Raw genomic sequence first — 18,384 nt, 5'->3', positions numbered from 1 at the left:
GGCGTCAGGTTTTCCGGTCTGGAGATCACGCCATGCATCACCTTCAATCCTCTGTTGCCGACGAGCCTGCGCGCGCCTGGTTCGACCAAGCGTTGCGGGTTCAGCCGCGTTCGTTTTTCACCGAGGTGCAGGGCTGTCAGGTGCACTATCTGGCCTGGAACCCCGAAGAGCGACACAAGCCCACGCTGCTGTTGATCCACGGCTATCGCGCCCATGCGCGCTGGTGGAGTTTCATCGCGCCGTTTTTCACCGACAGCTACCGCGTGGTGGCACTGGACTTGTCCGGCATGGGCGACAGCGGCCGCCGCGAGCAGTACGATAGCCAGGCGTTCGTGGACGACATTCTGGGCGTCGTCGACGCGGCCGAACTGGCCCCGGTGACGCTCATCGGCCACAGCTTTGGTGGCGGCCGGGCCTTGCAAGCCTGCGCACAGGCGCCAGAGCGCATCCACCGGGCGATCGTGGTCGACACCTACGTGTTCATGAGTGACGAGCCGCGGCCCAATGTGCCGTTGCCACGCACGGTCGCCCAGCCCTATGCGTCCATGGAACAGGCCCTCAAACGCTTTCGCCTGACCCCGGAGCAGCCGCCCGGGCCCACCTGGCTGGCCGACTACGTCGCCTGGCACTCGCTGCGCCGGGTCAACGGCGGCTGGGACTGGAAGTTCGACCGCAACCTGCCGCGTTTAGTCTCGGTACCCAATGGCCTGCTGGAGCTGGCCAAGGTACAGGTGCCGGTGGATTTCGTGGTGGGCGAGGGCAGTGCGGTGGTCAGCCCCGAGCATGCGGCGCGCATGGTCGCAGTGCTGCCCAAGGCGCGGGGGCCGGTGGTGGTGCCGCAAGGCTTTCATCACATCATGATGTCCCAGCCGTTGGCCCTGGTCGCCACCCTGAGGGCTCTGTTGGCGGTAGAGCAAACCCTGCATGAAAATAACTGACTAATGGTCAGCTAAATCGAACAAAAATGCGCTCGCAGCGCAGCTAGGAGCCCCTGATGGCACTCGATTACACCCGAATAAAACACTGGCCGATCCCCGAACAGGTTCACCCTTTCAGCACCCGCGATACCCTGCTCTACGCGCTCGGCGTGGGCGCGGCCACCACCAACCCCGTGGCCGATGAAGACCTGTGCTTTGTGTTCGAACAAGGCCTCAAGGCCCTGCCGACGCTGCCCGCCATTCTTGGTGACGGGCCCAACTGGATGGCCGACCCGGCGACCGGCATCGATATCAACAAGGTGCTGCACGGCGAGCAGTTCCTGACCCTGCATCAACCGCTGCCTACCAGCGGCACGGTGGTCGGGCGCACGCGCATCGAGGAAATCTACGACAAGGGCGCCGATAAGGGCGCCGTCATCTACCTGACCCGTACCCTGCACGAGCAATCCAGCGGGACCTTGCTGGCCACGGTCGGCTACACCGTGTTCCTGCGCGGCAACGGTGGTTTTGGTGGCAGTGCACAAGGCGCGCCGGTGCCCCATGCCGTTCCGACCGACCGGCCGGCGGATCTGTCCCTTGATCTGATCACGCGCCCCGAGCAGGCGGTGCTCTATCGCCTCTCGGGGGATGCCAACCCCTTGCACATCGACCCACGCCTGTCGCGCCAGGCCGGCTTCGACCGGCCCATCCTGCATGGCTTGTGCAGCTACGGCATTGCCGGCCGCGCGGTGCTCAAACTGCTGTGCGGCAACGACCCTGCGCGGCTGCGGCGTTTCGACCTGCGGTTTGCGACGCCGGTGTTCCCCGGCGAAACCCTGCGCACCGAAGTCTGGCGCCAGGGCCCGGGGCGCGCGGCGTTCAGGGTCAAGGTGGTGGAGCGCGATGTGGTGGTGCTGAACAACGGTCTGGTGGAATACACCGAGTAATCGAGGCGCGGGCTACCGGGTGGCCCGCTGTGTGGGGTCAGTGGAACAGCGCCCAGCTGTTGTCTTCGGCCCGCGACCAGCCGCTGGAGGCAATGGTGCCACCGTCCACCGAAAGGGTGATGCCGGTCAGGTAGCTGGCCATGGGCGAGGCAAGAAACACCGCCACGCCGCCGATCTCTTCGACGCTGCCCAGCCGCCCCAGGGGAATGTAGCGGTCCCGGGCGGCGGCCTGGGCGGGCGTGGCGGCGTCGTAAAAAGGCTGCAGGCCGGGCGTCAGCAACATGTCCGGTGCCAGGGCGAATACGCGGATGCGGTGCTCGCTGAGCTCCAGTGCCAAGGTGCGGGTGAAGCTGATCATCCCGGCCTTGCAGGCGGCGTATACCGAATAGCCCGGCGCCGCACGCAGGCCCTCGCTGCTGGCGATATTGATGAGGGTGCCGCCGCGGCCGCCGGCGATCATCACTCGTGCGGCCGCCTGGGTCGCGGCCAGCATGCTGACCAGATTGAGGTCGATGTGCTTGCGCCAGCTACGCTCGCCTTGGTCCATGAATTTCACTTGCCGGGTCCCGCCCACGTTGTTGACCAGGATGTCGACCCGTTGGAAGTGCTCCACGGCCAGGTCTACCAGGCGCTGGACCTGTTCGGTGTCGGTACAGTCGGTGGGCACCAGCAAGGCGCGCCGACCCAGCGTACGGATGGCCTGCGCCACCGCTTCGCCCTTGGCCTGGTCAAGGTCGCCGATCACCACGTCGGCGCCAAAGCGCGCCAGGGCCAGAGCGATGCCCTCGCCGATACCGTTGGCGCCACCGGTGACGATGGCCACCTGGCCGGTCAGCAGAATGTCGGATGGAGTCATGCGCAACACCTCACGAAGGAGGGCGGCAACCGTTGAGCGGCGCCGCCCGTACTGGCTTACGCTCGCTTGAGCACGGTCACCACGCCGGCGCCACCCAGGCCGACGTTGTGCTGAATGCCGACGCGCGCGTTCGGTACCTGGCGCGCCCCGGCCCTGCCGCGCAGATGCCAGGTCAATTCGGCGATCTGGGCCGGCCCTGTGGCCCCCAGCGGATGGCCCTTGGACAACAGGCCGCCGGACGGGTTGGTGACGATGCGCCCGCCATAGGTGTTGTCACCGTCGGCCATGAACTTCGCCGCGCCGCCTTCGGGACACAGGCCCAAGGTTTCGTAGCTGATGATTTCGTTGGGGGCGAAGCAGTCGTGCAGCTCCACCAGCTGTGCGTCCTCGGGGCCGATGCCGGCTTGCTCGTAGGCCTCGCGGGCGGCGATCCGGCCCATCTGGTCGCCGACCACGTTGATCAGGCTGCCGGAATCAAAGCTGCCGGGGCCGTCGGTGGCCAGGCCCATGCCGGCAATTTCCACCAGTTGGCCCAGGCCATGCTTGCGCGCATAGGCCTCTGACACGATCAGGGTCGCGGCGGCGCCGCAGGTGGGTGGGCAGCACATGAGCTTGGTCAGGGGGCCGAAGATCGGCGTCGAGGTCATGACTTGCTCAAGCGTCAACGGCTCGCTGAACAGCGCATAGGGGTTGCGCAACGCGTGGCTGCGCGCCTTCACCGACACCTGCGCGAACAGCTCGGGCGTACCGCCATGACGTTTGAGGTATTCGTTGCCCGCGCTGCCGAAATACTGCGGCGCCTGGGGCGCGTTGTCATCCCAGCCACAGATGGACTGCACCGCAGCGTCGAGCCGCCAGGTGATCGGGGTGCGGTCGTCGTCGACCGCCAGTGCCCCCGCCGACATCTGCTCGAACCCCAGCGCCAGGGCGACCTCGACCTGGCCACTGAGCACCGCCTGGCGCGCCAGGTAGATCGCGCTCGAGCCCGAGGCGCAGGCATTGTTGACGTTGATGATGGGGATATGGGTCATGCCGACCGAGTACAGCGCGGTCTGCCCCGAACAGGTGTTGCCGTAGACGTAACCGACGAACGCCTGCTGGACCGCCGAGTATGGCACACCGGCGTCTTCCAGGGCGGCCAATGCTGCCTTGGCACCCATCACGTCATACATTTCGTTCTTGCCGGGCTTGGCGAATTTCACCATGCCGACGCCGGCGATCAATGCTTTGTTGCTCATGTTCAACTCCAGGGGCCACCGTGCGGTGGCCGCAAAGGCGTGGGGGCTACTGGCTGAAATCCATCACCGTCAACGCGGCTTCCGGGCGGAAGATGCGCGCTTGCTGCGCCGCCAGGGTGTAGGCGTCGAGGCTGGCGTCCTTGCCGCGCCCGGGGATGCCCTCGGCTGCGACCAGCTTCAATTCGCGGATGCCCTGACCCGAGGCGAACAGGCAATGGCCGGTACGCTGTCCCGACAGCTCGCTGACCATGTACAGCACCGCGGGGGCCACGTGTTCGGGGGCCAGCAGGGCATTGAGCTCATCGCTCATCAGCCCTTCGGTCAGGGCCGAGAGCGCTGCTGGCGCCAGGGTCCACACGCGAATGCCGTACTTGCGGCCTTCTTCGGTGAGCACGTTGGAAAACGCCCAGACGCCGCCCTTGGACGCGCCGTAGTTGCTCTGCCCGAAATTGCCTGCCAGCGCCGACACCGACGAGGTGTTGACGATCACGCCGCCGCGGCCGTTCTCTTTCATCCAGGTGAAGGCCGGCCGGGTCACCGCGTAGACGCTCTTGAGATTGACCTTGAGGACCAGATCCCAATCGGCTTCTTCAAGCTTGAGCAGTGACTTGTCGCGCAGAATGCCGGCGTTGTTGATGAGGATATCGACGGCGCCGAAAGCCTCCAGAGCGGTGTCCAGCAGCGACTGGCCCCCGGCGACCTCGGAAATGTCCGCGGTGTGCGCCGCCGCCTTGCCGCCGGCCGCGATGATCTGGGCCGCGACGTTGTCGGCCAGAAAGCGCCCGTGGGCGTCCTTGCCGATATCGTTGATGACCACCGCTGCGCCTTCTTCAGCCAGCAGCCTGGCGTAGGCGGCGCCCAGGCCACGCCCGGCGCCGGTGATCAGTGCCACTTTTCCTTTCAGCAATGCCATGGGTGTCTCCTTGTCGATCTTGTTATGACAGCCGCCTGGCTCAGCGTACGCCGGTCAGCAGGTCCTGCAGGTTGGTGCTCATGATGCGTTGGGTGTTGGCTTCGTTGACGTTGCTGATGTCCTTGAAAAAATCCATCGGCGTGGCCATGCCTTCGGGGTGCGGCCAGTCGCTGCCGAACAGGATGCGGTCGAAGCCGATCAGCTCGCCGAGCTTTTCCACTGGGTCCTCGTAGAACGGCGAGATGTAGATGTGTTCGCGGAAGGTCTCCACCGGGTTGCGGGTAAAGCTCTTGGGCATCTTGTGGTAGATGTTTTCCATGCGTTTGAGCAGCGGTTCGAGCCACGCCGAGCCGTTTTCCAGCGAGGCGATGCGCACATTCGGGAACCGGTCGAACACGCCGTGGCAAATGACGGCCGACAACGAGTCGGCGATCGGGCGGCCCATCCAGTCGAGCAGCTCGCCGAACGGCTCCTTCTCGAACGGGCGGAACTCGTCGCTGTTGCGGGCACCCGCCGTCCACCAACGGGCAATCTGATCGTAGCCCGAGTCGGACACATGCATGGCGACGAAGATCTTGCTCTCGTCGATGCGCGCCCAGAAGGGGTCGAACTCCTTGAAGCCCATGGAGCGAGTGCCATAAATACCGGGCACCGGCGCCGGGCGAATGCCCACCACCCTGGCGCCTGCGCTGAGCAGGTATTCAAGTTCGGCCACGGCGGTATCGACATCCGCCAGATTGATCATCGGCACCGGGAACAGGCGGTTTTCATAGGCGAAGCCGACTTCTTCCTCGAACCAGCAATTGAGGGCATGAAACAGCGCCGCGATGGCCTCGGGCTGGTTGTGCAGGCGTGCCTCGATGACCGATGCCAGGGTCGGGATGATCAAGCCGCCGTGTACACCCTGGGACTCCATGACCGCCAGATGCGCCGCGCCGTTGTGGAAGGCCGCCTGGGAGGGCACCGGCTTGCCGGCCATCTCGCGCAAGGTCAGGCCCTCGGGGTTGTCGGCGCGATACCAGGCTTCGTGCGAGCCCGGCGCCGCCACGACTTCGAAGGTCGGATTGGGGATGTAATCGGTGAGCACGCCGCCGACCGCCAGCTTGGTGCGACCGTTGACCTCGACATACTGGAACTGGCTTTTGAATTTTTTCGGCAGGTGACGCAGAAAGGCTTCCGGCGGTTCGTAGAAGTGCCGATCGGCATCGAAGATCGGGTAGCTGGCAGCTGTCATGGGAGTTATCTCCTTGTCGTTGGAAGACGGCGAGTGAAGAACGCGTCACGACAAAAATAACGCTATGTCAGTTATATGCGCAAGCTTGGTCGCTTATATTTATGTCGAGAGGGCGCCTGAAAGATTTCGTCAAAATGGTAAAAAGATATATATAACAAGTATCTATGTCATGAAATGACTAGCCCTTTGTCGCGGGTCCGTTTCTTGGATTGGGGGTGTAAAAAATAGCGCTTGAAAAGCGACTTTGTGTCAGTTAATCATAAGGGACACCAGCGCTTGGCCACCGGCCCCGCTGTTTTGCCCATCACTGCTGTCGAGGACACCCCCGATGCCGTTTGCCATTTACACCAAGGACAGGCCCGGTGCGCAGGCCGTGCGGGCCGAGCACCGGGCGGCGCACTACCAATACCTGCAGGCCCATTGCGCGCAACTGATCGCCAGCGGCGGCCTGCAGGACGAGGCAGGGGAGGTGATGATCGGCGGCTTGATCATCATCGACCTCGACACCCGCGCCGAAGTCGATCGCTTCGTCGCAGGCGACCCCTTCACCCAGGCCGGCCTGTTCGAACAGCTCGACGTGGTGCCCTGGAAAATGGCCTTCTTCAACGGCGTGCGGGTGGCCTCCTGAGACGCTGCCGGGCGCTGTGATCTGTACGTTGCAATCCCTATAACAACAAGGACAACACCATGAGAATTGCCAGTGTGACAATCAACGGCCGGGCGACCTACGGCGTGGTCGAGCAGGACGCGATCAAGGTCGCCAGTGCCGCGACCCTGGAGCAGCACCCTGATCTGCGCAGTGCCATCGCCGCCGTGGGCGTGGCCGAGCTGCCATCGCTGTTGAGCGACAGCCATGCGTTGAGCGAGGTAACCTACCTGCCGGTCATCCCCAACCCCGACAAGATCTTCTGCATCGGCATCAACTACGCCTCGCACATCGCCGAAACCGGTCGGCCGCTGCCGGAAAAGCCGGTGGTGTTCATGCGCTATGCCAATTCCCAAGTGGCGGCGGGGCAGCCGATCATTCGCCCGCTCGAATCCGAACAGCTCGATTACGAAGGCGAGCTGGCGGTGGTCATCGGCCGCGCCGGGCGGCGCATTGCGGCCAGCGAGGCGCTGAACCATGTGGCCGGTTATGCCTGTTACAACGACGGCAGCGTGCGGGATTTTCAGCGTCACTCCTCGCAGTTCGGGCCGGGCAAGAACTTCCCCAGCACCGGCGGCTTCGGCCCTTGGATGGTGAGCACTGACGAGATCGCGGACCCGGCTGCGCTGACCTTGCAGACACGTCTCAATGGCCAGGTCATGCAGGAAGCGCCCATCAGCGACCTGGTGTTCGACGTTCAGGCGCTGATCGCGTATTGCTCGACCTTCACCGAGCTGGTCCCAGGCGATGTGATTGTCACCGGCACCACCGGGGGCGTCGGGCTGTTCCGTGATCCGCCGGTGTTCATGAAGGACGGCGACGTGGTCGAGGTCGAGATCTCCGGCATCGGCACCTTGGTCAACCCTGTGCGCGCCGAGCGCTGAATCCCGGTGATGCACTTGTTTTGCAATCAGGCCAAGGCACACAGAAGGGCAGCCCCATGAACATCCCTGTATTGATCGCCGGCGGCGGCCCCGTCGGCATGACCACGGCGCTTGAACTGGCGCGGCGCGGCGTGCGCTGCATGGTGGTCGAGCGCAACGACACCACCACCCGCCACCCGAAAATGGACATCACCAACGCCCGCAGCATGGAGCTGTTCCGGCGCATCGGCATCGTCCCGCAACTGCGCGCCGCGGCCGTGGCGCCCGATCATCCGTTCGATGTGTCGTGGATCACCTCGTTTGCCGGTCACGAGCTGCAGCGCTTTCGCTACGCCACGGTGGACCAGGCCTACGCGCGCATCCAGGCGCACAACGACGGCAGTCAGCCTCTCGAAGCACCGATGCGGGTTTCGCAGGTCGAGATCGAGCCGGTGCTCAAGCGTGCGATCGACCAAGCGCCGCTGATCGATGTGCGCTTCGGCGTGCAACTGGTCGACCTGGTGCAAGACGCGCAAGGCGTGACGGTGACCTTGCGCCACCGCGCCGATGACCGCGTCGAGACGCTTCGCTGTGGGTTTGTGGTGGGTTGTGACGGCGGTGGCAGTCAGGTCCGCCGGTGCCTGGAGATCGGTCTCTCGGGCCAGGAAAACGTCATGCAGCGCTTCATGACCCACTTCAAGTCCGATGCCCGCGAAGTGCTGCAGCGCTGGGGCTTCGCCTGGCACTACCAGTCGGTCCACGGCACCCTGATCGCGCAGAACGACAAGGACACCTGGACCCTGCACACGCGCTTCCCGGACAGCGCCCTGGGCAGCCCCGATCCGTCGGCGCTGATTCGCCGATTTACCGGCGTCGACATCCCCCATCAGGTGCTGGTGGCCAATGCCTGGGTGCCGCATCTGGTGGTGGCCGACCAGTACCGCAAAGGCCGGGTGCTGATCGCCGGCGATGCCGCGCATCAGTACATTCCCACGGGCGGCTATGGCATGAACACCGGAATCGGCGACGCGTGTGACGTGGCCTGGAAACTCGCCGCCATCGTCCGCGGCTTTGGTGCCGAGGGCCTGCTGCACGCCTACGAGGTCGAACGACGCCCGGTAGGGCTGCGCAATTGCGAAGGCTCCGGGCGCCATAACCAGGTGCGGGTGCAGATCGGCAAGCTCTATGACGAGCGGCTCGAGGCCCCCGGTGCCGAGGGTGAAAGCGCGCGGGCACAGGTAGGCGAGCAGATCCGCCAGATCGGCAATGCCGAGAACGAAAGCTTCGGTATCGAGCTGGGCTATATCTACGCCGACTCGCCGATCGTGGTGCCCGAGGCGGGCGCGGTGGTGCCGCTCGATACCCTCGCCTACGTACCCACCACCGTCCCGGGCGCACGGCTGCCCAGTGTTTATCTGGCCAACGGCGCCGCCTTGTACGACTGCCTGAGCGACTGGTTCACCTTGCTGGTGTTCAACGATGCCGAAGGCACCGCCGAGTACTTCGAGCAGGCAGCGCGCAGCCGCGATCTGCCGTTCACGGTGCTGCGTATCGACCAGCCAGAGTTGCTGAAGGTCTATGACGCGCCGTTGATTCTGGTGCGCCCCGATCAGCATGTGGTCTGGCGTGGGCATGCGATCAAGGATCTGGCAGCCGCGCATCGGGTCTTCGCCCGGGCGCTCGGCTGGCCCACCCACGTTTGAGCGGGCAGATGTCTGCAGCGAGGCAATCATGTTGATCAACGCCCTTGGGCAAATCGAGATCCGCACGGCAAAGCTGGAGGAGTGGGCCGAATACGGCCCGCGGTTCCTCGGCCTGCAGCTGGCGGAAAAGACCCGCGACGGCCTGCTGTTTCGCATGGACGATCGCGAGCAGCGGATACTGGTCAGTCGCGACGACAGCGTCGGCGAAAGCGCGGTGTTTTGCTGGGAAGTGGACGACGAGGCCGCTCTGGATGCCCTCGGCGCTCGTCTTGAGGCCATCGACATCGCCGTGCGGCCGCTGGGGCGCAACGAGTGCGATTACCGCCACGTGCGCCAGGCCATTGCCTTCACCGACCCGGCCGGCAACGCCCTGATGGCGTACCACGGTGCCCGCGTTGCGGCTGCGCCGTTCGCACCCGGGCGACCGTTGACCGGCTTTCGCACCGGTGTCGGCGGCATGGGCCACGCGGTGGTGTACGTCAAGCGCATCGACGACCTGATGTGGTTCTACACCGACGTGCTGGGCTTTCGCCTGACCGACTACGTACCCCATCCGTACCGCGTGTACTTCTTTCATGTCAGCGAGCGGCACCACAGCCTGGCCATGGTGGAGTCGGGCAAGACCGGTATCCATCACGTCATGCTTGAGTTGCAGCACCTGGACGACGTCGGCCAGGCCTATGACCTGGCCCAGGCCGACGAAGGCCGTGTGGGCGTGACGCTGGGTCGCCATACCAACGACTTCATGACCTCGTTTTATCTCTATACGCCTTCGGGATTCATGATCGAGTACGGCTGGGGCGGGCGCAGCATCGACCCGGCGACCTGGCAGCCGGTCGAGGTGCAGCACGGCTCCAGCTTCTGGGGCCACGACCGCACCTGGATGGCCGACGACGACCTCGCTGAGATGCGCCGCATCCGGGCCGGTGCTGCCGCGGCCGGGCTGTTTGCGCCGGTGCAGGTGATGCAAGGCAATTTCGAGATCGGTATCGGCGCCTGCAGCGTGATCGACCATCGTTGATGGGGCTCACCCTTGAGCACCGCGCCCTCGAGCTCGGTGCTCTGGAGCACCGCGCTCCCGATGACCGTACAAGGATAACCACACCATGCCCCATTCATCTTTTGCGAACCTGTTCAGCCCCCTGCGGCTGGGCAATCTGACCCTGCCCAACCGTATCGTGATGGCGCCCATGTCGACCCAACTGGGCGACGAGGAGGGCCACGTCACGCCGCGCCAGATCGCCTTCTACAAAGCACGCGCCGAAGGTGGCGTGGGCATGATCATCGTTGAGTTCTGCTGCGTGCATCGCCCCACCGGGCGCTCCGAGCACCGCCAGTTGAGCCTGGACACGCCAGCCCATCTGGACGGTCATCGGCGCCTGGTGGAGGTCATCAACCAGGCCGGCGCCGTGGCGTGCCTGCAGTTGCAGCACGGTGGCTCCGGGGTGCCGCGAGCGCTGGTCGAGGGCGGGATCGCCATTGGCCCCAGCGATGTGGTGTCGCGTCGCGATCCGAGCAAGCTCACGGCCCGGGCCATGACCGACGCACAAATCGAGCACTTGATCGAATGCTTTGGCCGCACCGCAGAGCTGGGCGTGCAGGCCGGTTATCAGGCGTTCGAGTTGCACGGCGCCCATGGCTATCTGCTGACGCAGTTCCTGTCGCCCCTGACCAACCATCGCGAGGATGCCTGGGGCGGTGATGAGGCTGGGCGCCTGCGTTTGTCCCAGCGGGTCATCGCCCGGGTCAAGCAGGCCATTGGTGAGCGGCCGTTGAGCTATCGGCTGTCGGCTGACGAATTCTCCCCAGCCGGCCTGGGTATCGCCGATATGGAGCGCATCACTCCGCAACTGGTGGCGGCGGGGCTCGACCTGGTGCATGTGTCCATGGGCACCGGCTATACCGGCATGGACAAGGTGATCGAACCGATGTCCGCGCCCGAAGGCTGGCGCTTGCCCTATGCGCGGCGCATTCGTGCGGCGGTGGACGTGCCGGTGATATCGGTGGGGCAGATCCGCTGGCCCGCGACCGCCGAGGCCGCCATTGCCAACGGCGACACCGACCTCATCGCCCTCGGCCGCCCTCTGCTGGCCGATCCGCACTGGGCCAGCAAGGCGCTGCGCGGCGAGGTCGAGAGTATTCGGCCTTGTACCTCCTGCAACTATTGCGTGACCAGCCATGCCGGCGCCCACGGGGTGATCGGCTGCGCCGAAAATCCGCGTACCGGCCAGGAGCTCGACCCGGCGTTGGATGCTGGCAGTCAGCGCGGCGCGCGGGCGGTGGTGGTCGGTGGCGGGCCGGGGGGCATGGCCACGGCCTTGATGCTCGACCAGGCAGGCTACCGCACCGAGCTGTTCGAGGCCCGCGATACCCTGGGTGGCGGCCTGATCGCCTCGGCGGCCCCGCCCTTCAAAGAGAAGCTGCAGTGGTATCAGCACTATCTGGAGCGCCAGCTTGCCGCCAGTGGTGTCGAGGTTCACCTGCATCAGCGCGCCGATCTCAGCACCTTGCTGGCGCCCCGCCCGGCGATCGTCATCCTTGCCATGGGCGGTCGGGCGTTGAGCCTGGACATCCCGGGTATCGATGGCGAGCGGGTGTTCGATGCTTATGAATTGCTCATGGGCGCGGTCGATTGGCAGCCTTCGCCTCAAGGGCTGCCGGTGCTGATCTACGGCGGCGGCGAGACCGGTTGCGAATCCGCCGAATACCTTGCCGAGCGCGGCTTCAACGTGGTGCTGGTGTCGCGTTCGCCGGCCAGCCAGCTGGCGCGCGCGGCCGAGGCGATCTATCGCGGTGTGCTGCTGACGCGACTCTCGAGCAACCCACGGGTACGGATCGTCGATGGCACGCAAATCGTCTCTATCAGCGGCGCCGATGCTGCCTCGGTCAGCCTGAGCGGTGAGGACGGCAGTCCTTGGACGCTGCTGTGCGACCGTGTGCTGATCGCTCAAGGGCGGCAGCCCGACAATGCCCTCGCCCAGGCCTTGCGCGGTGCGGGGGTGCCGTTTGTGGCCATCGGCGATGCCCATCACGGCGGGCGCATTGGGGATGCCGTGCACGGCGGCTACGCGGCAGTCAAAGCCTTGCGCTCACAGACGGTCGTGGTGCACGAACTGGCCTGCTGAAGGGCGGCGCTGGCACCCCGTTGCGGGTGTCAGCGCGGCCACCGCCCTCAGTTGTGGACCAACTCTGCCGGCACCGGTACTTCGATGCTGGCCGGCACGGGCTGATCGAGCGCCACTGGCGCGCCAGGCACTTCACATTCGTGTTCGGCCAGGCGTTGCAGGTGAAAGTGCGAGTTGCCCATGGCCTGTTCGATCAAGGTCATGCGCTTGAAGTGATGACCGATCACGTACTCTTCCGTCACCCCGATGCCGCCGTGCAGCTGGATCGCCTGGCCGCAGACGAACTTGCCACTCTGGCCGATATGCGCCTTGGTCGACGAGAGCGCCAACTGGCGCGCCGGCTGCGCGGCATCGAAATGCGAGAGGGCGCGAAAGACCATGGCGCGCGACAGCTCCAGCTCGGCGAGCATCTCGCTCATACGATGCTGCAACGCCTGAAAACTGCTCAGTGGCGCGCCGAACTGCTTGCGCACCTTGAGGTAGTCGCGGGTGATCCACAGCGCCTGCTCCATGACCCCGATGGCCTCTGCGCACAACGCCACCAGCCCGTGCGCATGGGCGCTCTGTAGCGCAGTGTAGCCCTGGTGCAACGTGCCGAGCAGGTCCTGTTCGCTGACCTGAACCGCGTCGAGTTGCAAGTGCGCCGCCCAGCGGTTGTCGATCAGCCGCACGTCGTGGCGGGTCAGGCCGGGGGTATCGGGCTTGACCAGAAACAGGCTGATGCCTTCGCGGTCACGGCAGTGCCCAGCGGTGCGCGCCGAGACGATCAACAAATCGGCGATATTGCCACCCACCACCAGCGTCTTGCTGCCCGAGAGCGTCCAGCCGCCGCTGGCGTTACGCTCGGCGCTGGTGGTCACGTGCTCGATGACGCCGCCTGCGTCTTCTTCACCGTGGGCCAGCACCGGCCGCGCGTCACCGGCCACCAGCAGCGGCAGAATGGCCTGGGCCTTGGCTTCATCGCCGGCGGCCACCAGGGTCTGCGCGGCCAGCACACTGATTGCCCACACCGGCTCGACCAGCAGTACCCGGCCGAACTCCTCCATCAGGACCGCCATGCTGGCCGGGTCGCCGCCCAGGCCGCCATATTCTTCCGGGATGGACAGCCCCAGCCAGCCGAGTTCGGCGAAGGTTCGCCAGTGGGCGGCGCTGAAGCTGCCGTGTTCGATGATCGGTCGGCGCGCTTCGAAATGGCAGTGCTTTTCCAACATCCGGCGGGCGCTGTCTTGCAGCATTTGTTGTTCTTCGCTGAGGTTGAAGTCCATGGTCAGAGTTCCAGAAATGAGCGGGCGATGATGGTGCGTTGGACCTCGTTGGCGCCGCCGTAGATGGTGGTGGCGCGCCGGTACATGAAGTCGGCGACGACCCCTGGCGCATGGGCAGGGCCGGGCGGCCAGGGCACGGCTGATTCGTGCGGATCGGCGTAAACGTAGGCGCCATAGTCGCCAAGGGCCTCGACCTGCATCTCGCCGATCTTCTGCAGCAGCTCCGAGCCGCGCAGCTTGAGCAGCGAGCCCACAGGCAGGCGCGAGCCCTGATCCTTTTCGGTCAGGGCGCGCAGGGTCATCATCTCCAGCGCCTGGAAATGCACCTCCAGTTGCGCCAGGCGGCTGGCGACGCCGGGGTCGTCAAGGCGGCGGGAGCCGTCGGCGCGGGGCAGGCCGAGCATCCGCCGCAGTTTCATCAGGTTGCTTTTGTTCAGTGGCACTTCGGCGCTCGAGGCACGCTCGTTGTCGAGCAGAAACTTGGCGTAGTTCCAGCCCTGGCCTTCTTCGCCGATGAGGTTGTCGAGCGGCACACGGACGTCTTCGAACAGGGTTTCGTTGAGGCTGTAGCCTTCGCCGATGTCGATGATCTGGCGAATGCTGACCCCTGGCGCATGGGCGTCGACGACGATCATCGAGAAGCTGCGCTTGGCGGTCAGGTCGGTGCGCGCCAGCACGCAGATCACCTCGGTGTTGTGGGCGTAGGAGGTCCAGATCTTGCGGCCGTTGATGACGTATTCATTGCCGTCGCGCACCGCCCGGGTGGCCAGCGAACCGAGGTCGGAGCCCGCATTGGGTTCGGAGAAGCCCTGGGCCCAGAACAGCTCGCCGGTGAGGATCGGCATGCCGAAGCGCGCCTTGCATTGCTCGTTGCCAAACGTCATCACCACGGGGCCGAACATGCGCAGCCCGGCGACATCGACCGGCGGAGCGCCGGCCAGGGCGCATTCCTCCTCGAAGATGAACTGCTGCAACTGCGACCACCCGGTACCGCCCCACGCTTTGGGCCAATTGGCCCCGGCCCAGCCCTTGGCATGCAGCAGGCGCGTCCAGTGGCGCATGTCTTCGCGCAAAAAGTGGTAGCCCAGGCGGTTGCGCTCGGCCATGTCGGGGGGCAGTTGCTCGCGCAGGAACTGGAGCACTTGCTGGCGAAACAGATCGTCAGCAGGGTCGGGTCTCAAATCCATCACTAGGTCCTTTTTACAAACGGCTCGGCGGCGCTAACCGCGGGTACGCGCCGGGCATCAGCGCGGTACGGTGTTGAAGGGCAGGCCCTTGTCGGGGCGGTGATCCTGGGGCAGGCCCAGCACGCGTTCGGCGAGGGTGTTGAGCAGGATTTCATCGGTGCCGCCGGCGATGCGCACACTGGGGTCGAGCCAGGCATGGGTGAAGTCGCGGCTCGACAGGCTGTCGGCGGGCAAGCGCAGCGCCTCAAGGCCCAGCAGGTCCATCGCCAGTGCCCCGAGTTGCTGGCGCGTGCGGCCAATCAGCAACTTGCGAATGGCGCCTTCGGGCCCGGGTTCGCACCCCGCGGCAATGGCCGCCATGGCGCGGCTGTGGATGCTGCGCAAGCCTTGGCGCTCGACGAAGGCCTTGGCGATGGCCAAGCGTACTTCGCCATCGAGCAGCGCCGGGCGGCCGTTGAGACGCGCTCCGCGGGCCAGTTCGACGAAGGCTTCAAGGGGCGGCGAGTCGGCGGTTTCGTCGGTGACGCCGTAGCGTTCGATCATCAAGGTCTCGACTGCCACCTTGAAGCCGCCGTTGACCTCGCCCAGGCGCTGCTCGTCAGGGATCAAGACGTTGTCGAACCACACCTCGTTGAGGTCCGGATGGCCGACCAGCCGACGCACAGGGCGCACGGTGATGCCAGGGCTGTGCATGTCGAGAAAGAAGTACGTCAGGCCGGCATGTTTGGGCAGCGATGGATCGGAGCGGGCAATCACTACGCCCCAGTCCGCCAGTTGCGCCCAACTGGTCCAGAGCTTCTGGCCATTGAGGCGCCAGCCGTTGTCGACCCGTTCGGCGCGCAAACGCAACGCCGCAAGATCGGAGCCGGCAGCGGGTTCGGAAAACAACTGGCACCAGATGTGCTCGCCGCGGATGGCGGCGGGCGCCAGGCGCTCCTTGAAGGCGTCGCTGGCGTAGCGCAGGAAGATCGGTAGCGGGTTGCTGAGGCTGATGGAGTAGTAGACGGTGGGGAGGTCGTACTTGAGCTCTTCTTCGCTGAAGATGATCTTGTCCAGCTCGCTGCCGCCACCGCCGCCATAGTGCGCGGGCAGGTTCACGGCGGCGTAGCCGTGACGGGCCTTGAGCGCCTGCCAGGCGCGGCCCAGGGCGACGTCCTCGGCCAGTGACAGGCCGCGGCGGGCGGCGCCGCTGAAATCGAGCGCGTGGGCGGCCAGCCATTGGCGCGCGGTGGCGCGGTAGTGCGTGTCATGTGTCATGGAAGAGGCCCTATGGGTGGTCCGCAAGGTCAAAGCCCAGCTGAGTTAGCAATGCGTCGCGCCAGGTTTGTTGGCTGCCCAGCTCCAGCGCCAGGCTGCGCGAGCGACGGTAGTAGTGGTGGGGCCAGGCTTCCCAGGTCACGCCCAGGCCGCCATGAATCTGGATGTTTTCCCGCGCTGCGGCTTCATAGGCATCGATGGCGGCCAGGCGTGCGCCGATCGCCAGCGCCGCTGCCTGCGGGTCGTCCTGCTCAACGGCGTGAAGGGCATCGAGGGCGCAGCCCCGGGCGATTTCCACGCGCGCATAGACGTCGGCGACCTTGTGCTTGATGGCCTGGAAGCGCCCGATCGGCTGACCGAAGGCCACTCGCTCCAGGGCGTAGTCGCGGGCCATGAGCATGCAGGCACTGGCGCCGCCGATCTGCTCGAACGCGGTGGCCAGGGCGGCCAGGTGCAGCCAGTGGCGGGCAGGCTGCTGGCTATGGCTCAAGGGGTGGGCGTGGGCGCCGTCGAACTGCAGGCCCGCGTAGGCCCGAGCGTTGTCGAAGGTCGGCGCGACGTCGCGCTGCACGCCCGGTTGATTCAGCCCGACCCACAGCAGAATGTCGTCAGTCCCGGATTTTGCGCAGACCAACGCGTAGTCCGCCACGGCGGCGAAGGCGAGCAGGCCGGTACTGCCGTGAAGCTCGCCTGCTTGCCAGCGCAACGCGGCGGGGGCGTCTGTGTCGTCATGCTGCGGGCTGCCGAGGCCCAGGCACGCGATGGCCGTTCCGCTGCTCAGTACCGCCACCGGCTCATCGATCAGCCGTGGGTCGCCGCTGTCCAGCAGGGCTGCGGCCGCCACCGCATTGCCCACCAACGGCAGGGACGCGGTATGGCTGCCCAGCGCTTCCATCAGCACGCATAACCCGCGCCAGCCCAGGCCGATACCGCCGGCGGCTTCAGGGATGGCGATGGCCGGCCACACTTGCTCCACGGCGGCCCCCCACAGTGCGGTATCGAACTGCCCGGGTGCTTCGAGCAGCTGCTTGAGGTGTTCGGGCGTGGCGCTGTGCTTGAACAGCCGGAGCGCCTGGTCGCGAATCAGTTCTAGGGTCCCATCGACATCGTCGGTCACGGTGTTTTCCTTTCGGGTCTGCGGAAAAATCCCGTCGAGAACAGTAATAAACTGACGGTGTGTAAGTTATACATTCACCTTTTGAGACTGGCAAGCAGGGGCGCGCAAAACGTTTTTAGGGGTGTTGGCGGCAGGTGGGCCAGCGGCTTGGCGGCATACGCATTAAAAAACTAACTACTTGACAGCTTGTTTGAGCTGGCTGATCTTGTTGGCCAGTGATGTTTTGGATGACAAGAGTCCCAGGAGGACCCCATGACGTACTCGCATATCAGCTATGAAGTGCTCGGCCCCGTGGTTCGGGTCTGTCACAACCGCCCCGACGCCGCCAACGCCGAGTCCGAGGCGCTGCTCGACGAGCTGGACGACGCCCTGGAGCGGGCCAAGAACGACCCCGAAATCCGCGTGTTGATTCTCGGCGGCAAGGGCAAGCATTTTTCCTCGGGGCATGATCTGGTCGACGGCATCGCCACCCGCGCGCACTTCACGCCCGAGCAGATCTACATGTGGGAGCAGGAGCATTACCTGGGCAATGCCATGCGCATTCGCGATTTCCCCAAGCCGACCATCGCTCAGGTGCAGGGTGCGTGTATCGCTGGTGGCCTGATGGTCGCCAACATGTGCGACTTGATGGTGGCCAGCGAGGACGCGTTTTTCAGCGATCCGGTGGTCCACAGCCTCGGCGCCGCCGCCGTGGAGGTGCTGGTGCATCCCTGGGTGCTGGGCATGCGCAAGGCCAAGGAATTCCTGTTTACCGGCGAGCGCATTGGCGCCGCCGAGGCCAAGGAGTGGGGCATGGTCAACCATGTGGTGCCCCGCGACTCGCTGGAGGAATTCACTCTGCGCCTGGCCAACAAGATCGCCGAGGCGCCGCCGGTGGCGATGCATGTGCTCAAGCGCTCGCTCAACCGCACGGCCGACATCCAGGGCTTCCGCAATTCGGTGATGGCGCATTTCGACAGCCACGTGTTTACCCATGCCACGGTCGAGCACAAGGAGATGGTCGCGCGCGGCATGAAGGCGTCGATGGCGGCGGTCAAGAACAGCCGCAACTGATGGCAGCGCCCGTACGCGGGCCGTCTTGCGGTTTATCGATCTGTTCATTCAAGGGGTGTGGTC

Annotated in this window: 16 protein-coding genes; 8 read left to right on the top strand and 8 right to left on the bottom strand. The window is 65.4% G+C overall.

Annotation, left to right across the window (positions count from 1 at the left end):
* Positions 1-32 precede the first annotated feature (32 nt).
* Together REH34_RS00520 and REH34_RS00515 are read left to right on the top strand one after the other, a co-directional pair.
* Positions 33-938 (top strand): alpha/beta hydrolase, encoded by a 906-nt coding sequence (locus REH34_RS00520; protein ID WP_311970359.1) that lies wholly within the window; start codon positions 33-35, stop codon positions 936-938.
* Positions 939-994: 56 nt separating this feature from the next.
* Positions 995-1,864 carry a MaoC/PaaZ C-terminal domain-containing protein gene (locus REH34_RS00515; RefSeq protein ID WP_008374224.1) on the top strand — a complete coding sequence of 290 codons (870 nt, stop codon included), beginning with the start codon at positions 995-997 and terminating at the stop codon, positions 1,862-1,864.
* 37 nt (positions 1,865-1,901) lie between these two features.
* Here the strand turns inward: REH34_RS00515 and REH34_RS00510 are convergent, their stop codons facing one another.
* The 4 genes from REH34_RS00510 to REH34_RS00495 are packed head-to-tail and all read right to left on the bottom strand — an operon-like array spanning position 1,902 to position 6,105.
* The gene (locus tag REH34_RS00510; RefSeq protein WP_311970358.1) at positions 1,902-2,720 is read right to left on the bottom strand and encodes an SDR family oxidoreductase; all 819 of its coding nucleotides are present in this window, start codon (positions 2,718-2,720) and stop codon (positions 1,902-1,904) included.
* A 56-nt stretch (positions 2,721-2,776) separates the two neighbouring features.
* Positions 2,777-3,958, bottom strand: coding sequence for a lipid-transfer protein (locus tag REH34_RS00505; RefSeq protein WP_311970357.1), 1,182 nt, complete (start codon positions 3,956-3,958; stop codon positions 2,777-2,779).
* A gap of 46 nt (positions 3,959-4,004) precedes the next feature.
* A complete protein-coding gene (locus REH34_RS00500) occupies positions 4,005-4,871 on the bottom strand; it encodes an SDR family NAD(P)-dependent oxidoreductase (protein WP_311970356.1) in 867 nt (288 codons plus the stop codon).
* Positions 4,872-4,911: 40 nt separating this feature from the next.
* Positions 4,912-6,105 carry an amidohydrolase family protein gene (locus REH34_RS00495; protein WP_311970355.1) on the bottom strand — a complete coding sequence of 398 codons (1,194 nt, stop codon included), beginning with the start codon at positions 6,103-6,105 and terminating at the stop codon, positions 4,912-4,914.
* A 328-nt stretch (positions 6,106-6,433) separates the two neighbouring features.
* Here REH34_RS00495 and REH34_RS00490 point away from each other — a divergent pair, with 328 nt between their 5' ends.
* The 5 genes from REH34_RS00490 (at position 6,434) to REH34_RS00470 (ending at position 12,442) form a co-directional block, all read left to right on the top strand.
* Positions 6,434-6,733 carry a YciI family protein gene (locus REH34_RS00490; RefSeq protein WP_311970354.1) on the top strand — a complete coding sequence of 100 codons (300 nt, stop codon included), beginning with the start codon at positions 6,434-6,436 and terminating at the stop codon, positions 6,731-6,733.
* Positions 6,734-6,792: 59 nt separating this feature from the next.
* The gene (locus REH34_RS00485) at positions 6,793-7,635 is read left to right on the top strand and encodes a fumarylacetoacetate hydrolase family protein (protein WP_311970353.1); all 843 of its coding nucleotides are present in this window, start codon (positions 6,793-6,795) and stop codon (positions 7,633-7,635) included.
* A gap of 56 nt (positions 7,636-7,691) precedes the next feature.
* Positions 7,692-9,317 carry an FAD-dependent monooxygenase gene (locus tag REH34_RS00480; RefSeq protein WP_311970352.1) on the top strand — a complete coding sequence of 542 codons (1,626 nt, stop codon included), beginning with the start codon at positions 7,692-7,694 and terminating at the stop codon, positions 9,315-9,317.
* Positions 9,318-9,345: 28 nt separating this feature from the next.
* The gene (locus tag REH34_RS00475; protein ID WP_311970351.1) at positions 9,346-10,338 is read left to right on the top strand and encodes a VOC family protein; all 993 of its coding nucleotides are present in this window, start codon (positions 9,346-9,348) and stop codon (positions 10,336-10,338) included.
* Between the two features lie 85 nt (positions 10,339-10,423).
* Complete coding sequence (locus REH34_RS00470; protein WP_311970350.1) at positions 10,424-12,442, top strand: FAD-dependent oxidoreductase; 2,019 nt, start codon at positions 10,424-10,426, stop codon at positions 12,440-12,442.
* A 47-nt stretch (positions 12,443-12,489) separates the two neighbouring features.
* Here the strand turns inward: REH34_RS00470 and REH34_RS00465 are convergent, their stop codons facing one another.
* From REH34_RS00465 to REH34_RS00450, 4 genes are read right to left on the bottom strand one after another with little or no spacing between them, the layout of a single operon-like run.
* Positions 12,490-13,707: an acyl-CoA dehydrogenase gene (locus REH34_RS00465; RefSeq protein WP_311970349.1), complete on the bottom strand. Its 1,218-nt coding sequence runs from the start codon at positions 13,705-13,707 to the stop codon at positions 12,490-12,492.
* Positions 13,708-13,709: 2 nt separating this feature from the next.
* Complete coding sequence (locus REH34_RS00460) at positions 13,710-14,894, bottom strand: acyl-CoA dehydrogenase family protein (RefSeq protein WP_311970348.1); 1,185 nt, start codon at positions 14,892-14,894, stop codon at positions 13,710-13,712.
* Positions 14,895-14,951: 57 nt separating this feature from the next.
* Complete coding sequence (locus tag REH34_RS00455; protein ID WP_311970347.1) at positions 14,952-16,151, bottom strand: acyl-CoA dehydrogenase family protein; 1,200 nt, start codon at positions 16,149-16,151, stop codon at positions 14,952-14,954.
* 10 nt (positions 16,152-16,161) lie between these two features.
* Positions 16,162-17,268: an acyl-CoA dehydrogenase family protein gene (locus REH34_RS00450; RefSeq protein WP_311970346.1), complete on the bottom strand. Its 1,107-nt coding sequence runs from the start codon at positions 17,266-17,268 to the stop codon at positions 16,162-16,164.
* A gap of 252 nt (positions 17,269-17,520) precedes the next feature.
* Between REH34_RS00450 and REH34_RS00445 the strand changes: the two genes are divergently transcribed.
* A complete protein-coding gene (locus REH34_RS00445) occupies positions 17,521-18,321 on the top strand; it encodes an enoyl-CoA hydratase (RefSeq protein WP_311970345.1) in 801 nt (266 codons plus the stop codon).
* Positions 18,322-18,384: the final 63 nt, after the last annotated feature.

Origin of the sequence: Pseudomonas baltica, assembly GCF_031880315.1 — a bacterium.
Lineage (GTDB): Bacteria > Pseudomonadota > Gammaproteobacteria > Pseudomonadales > Pseudomonadaceae > Aquipseudomonas.
This window is presented reverse-complemented; position numbering and strand designations above follow the sequence as displayed.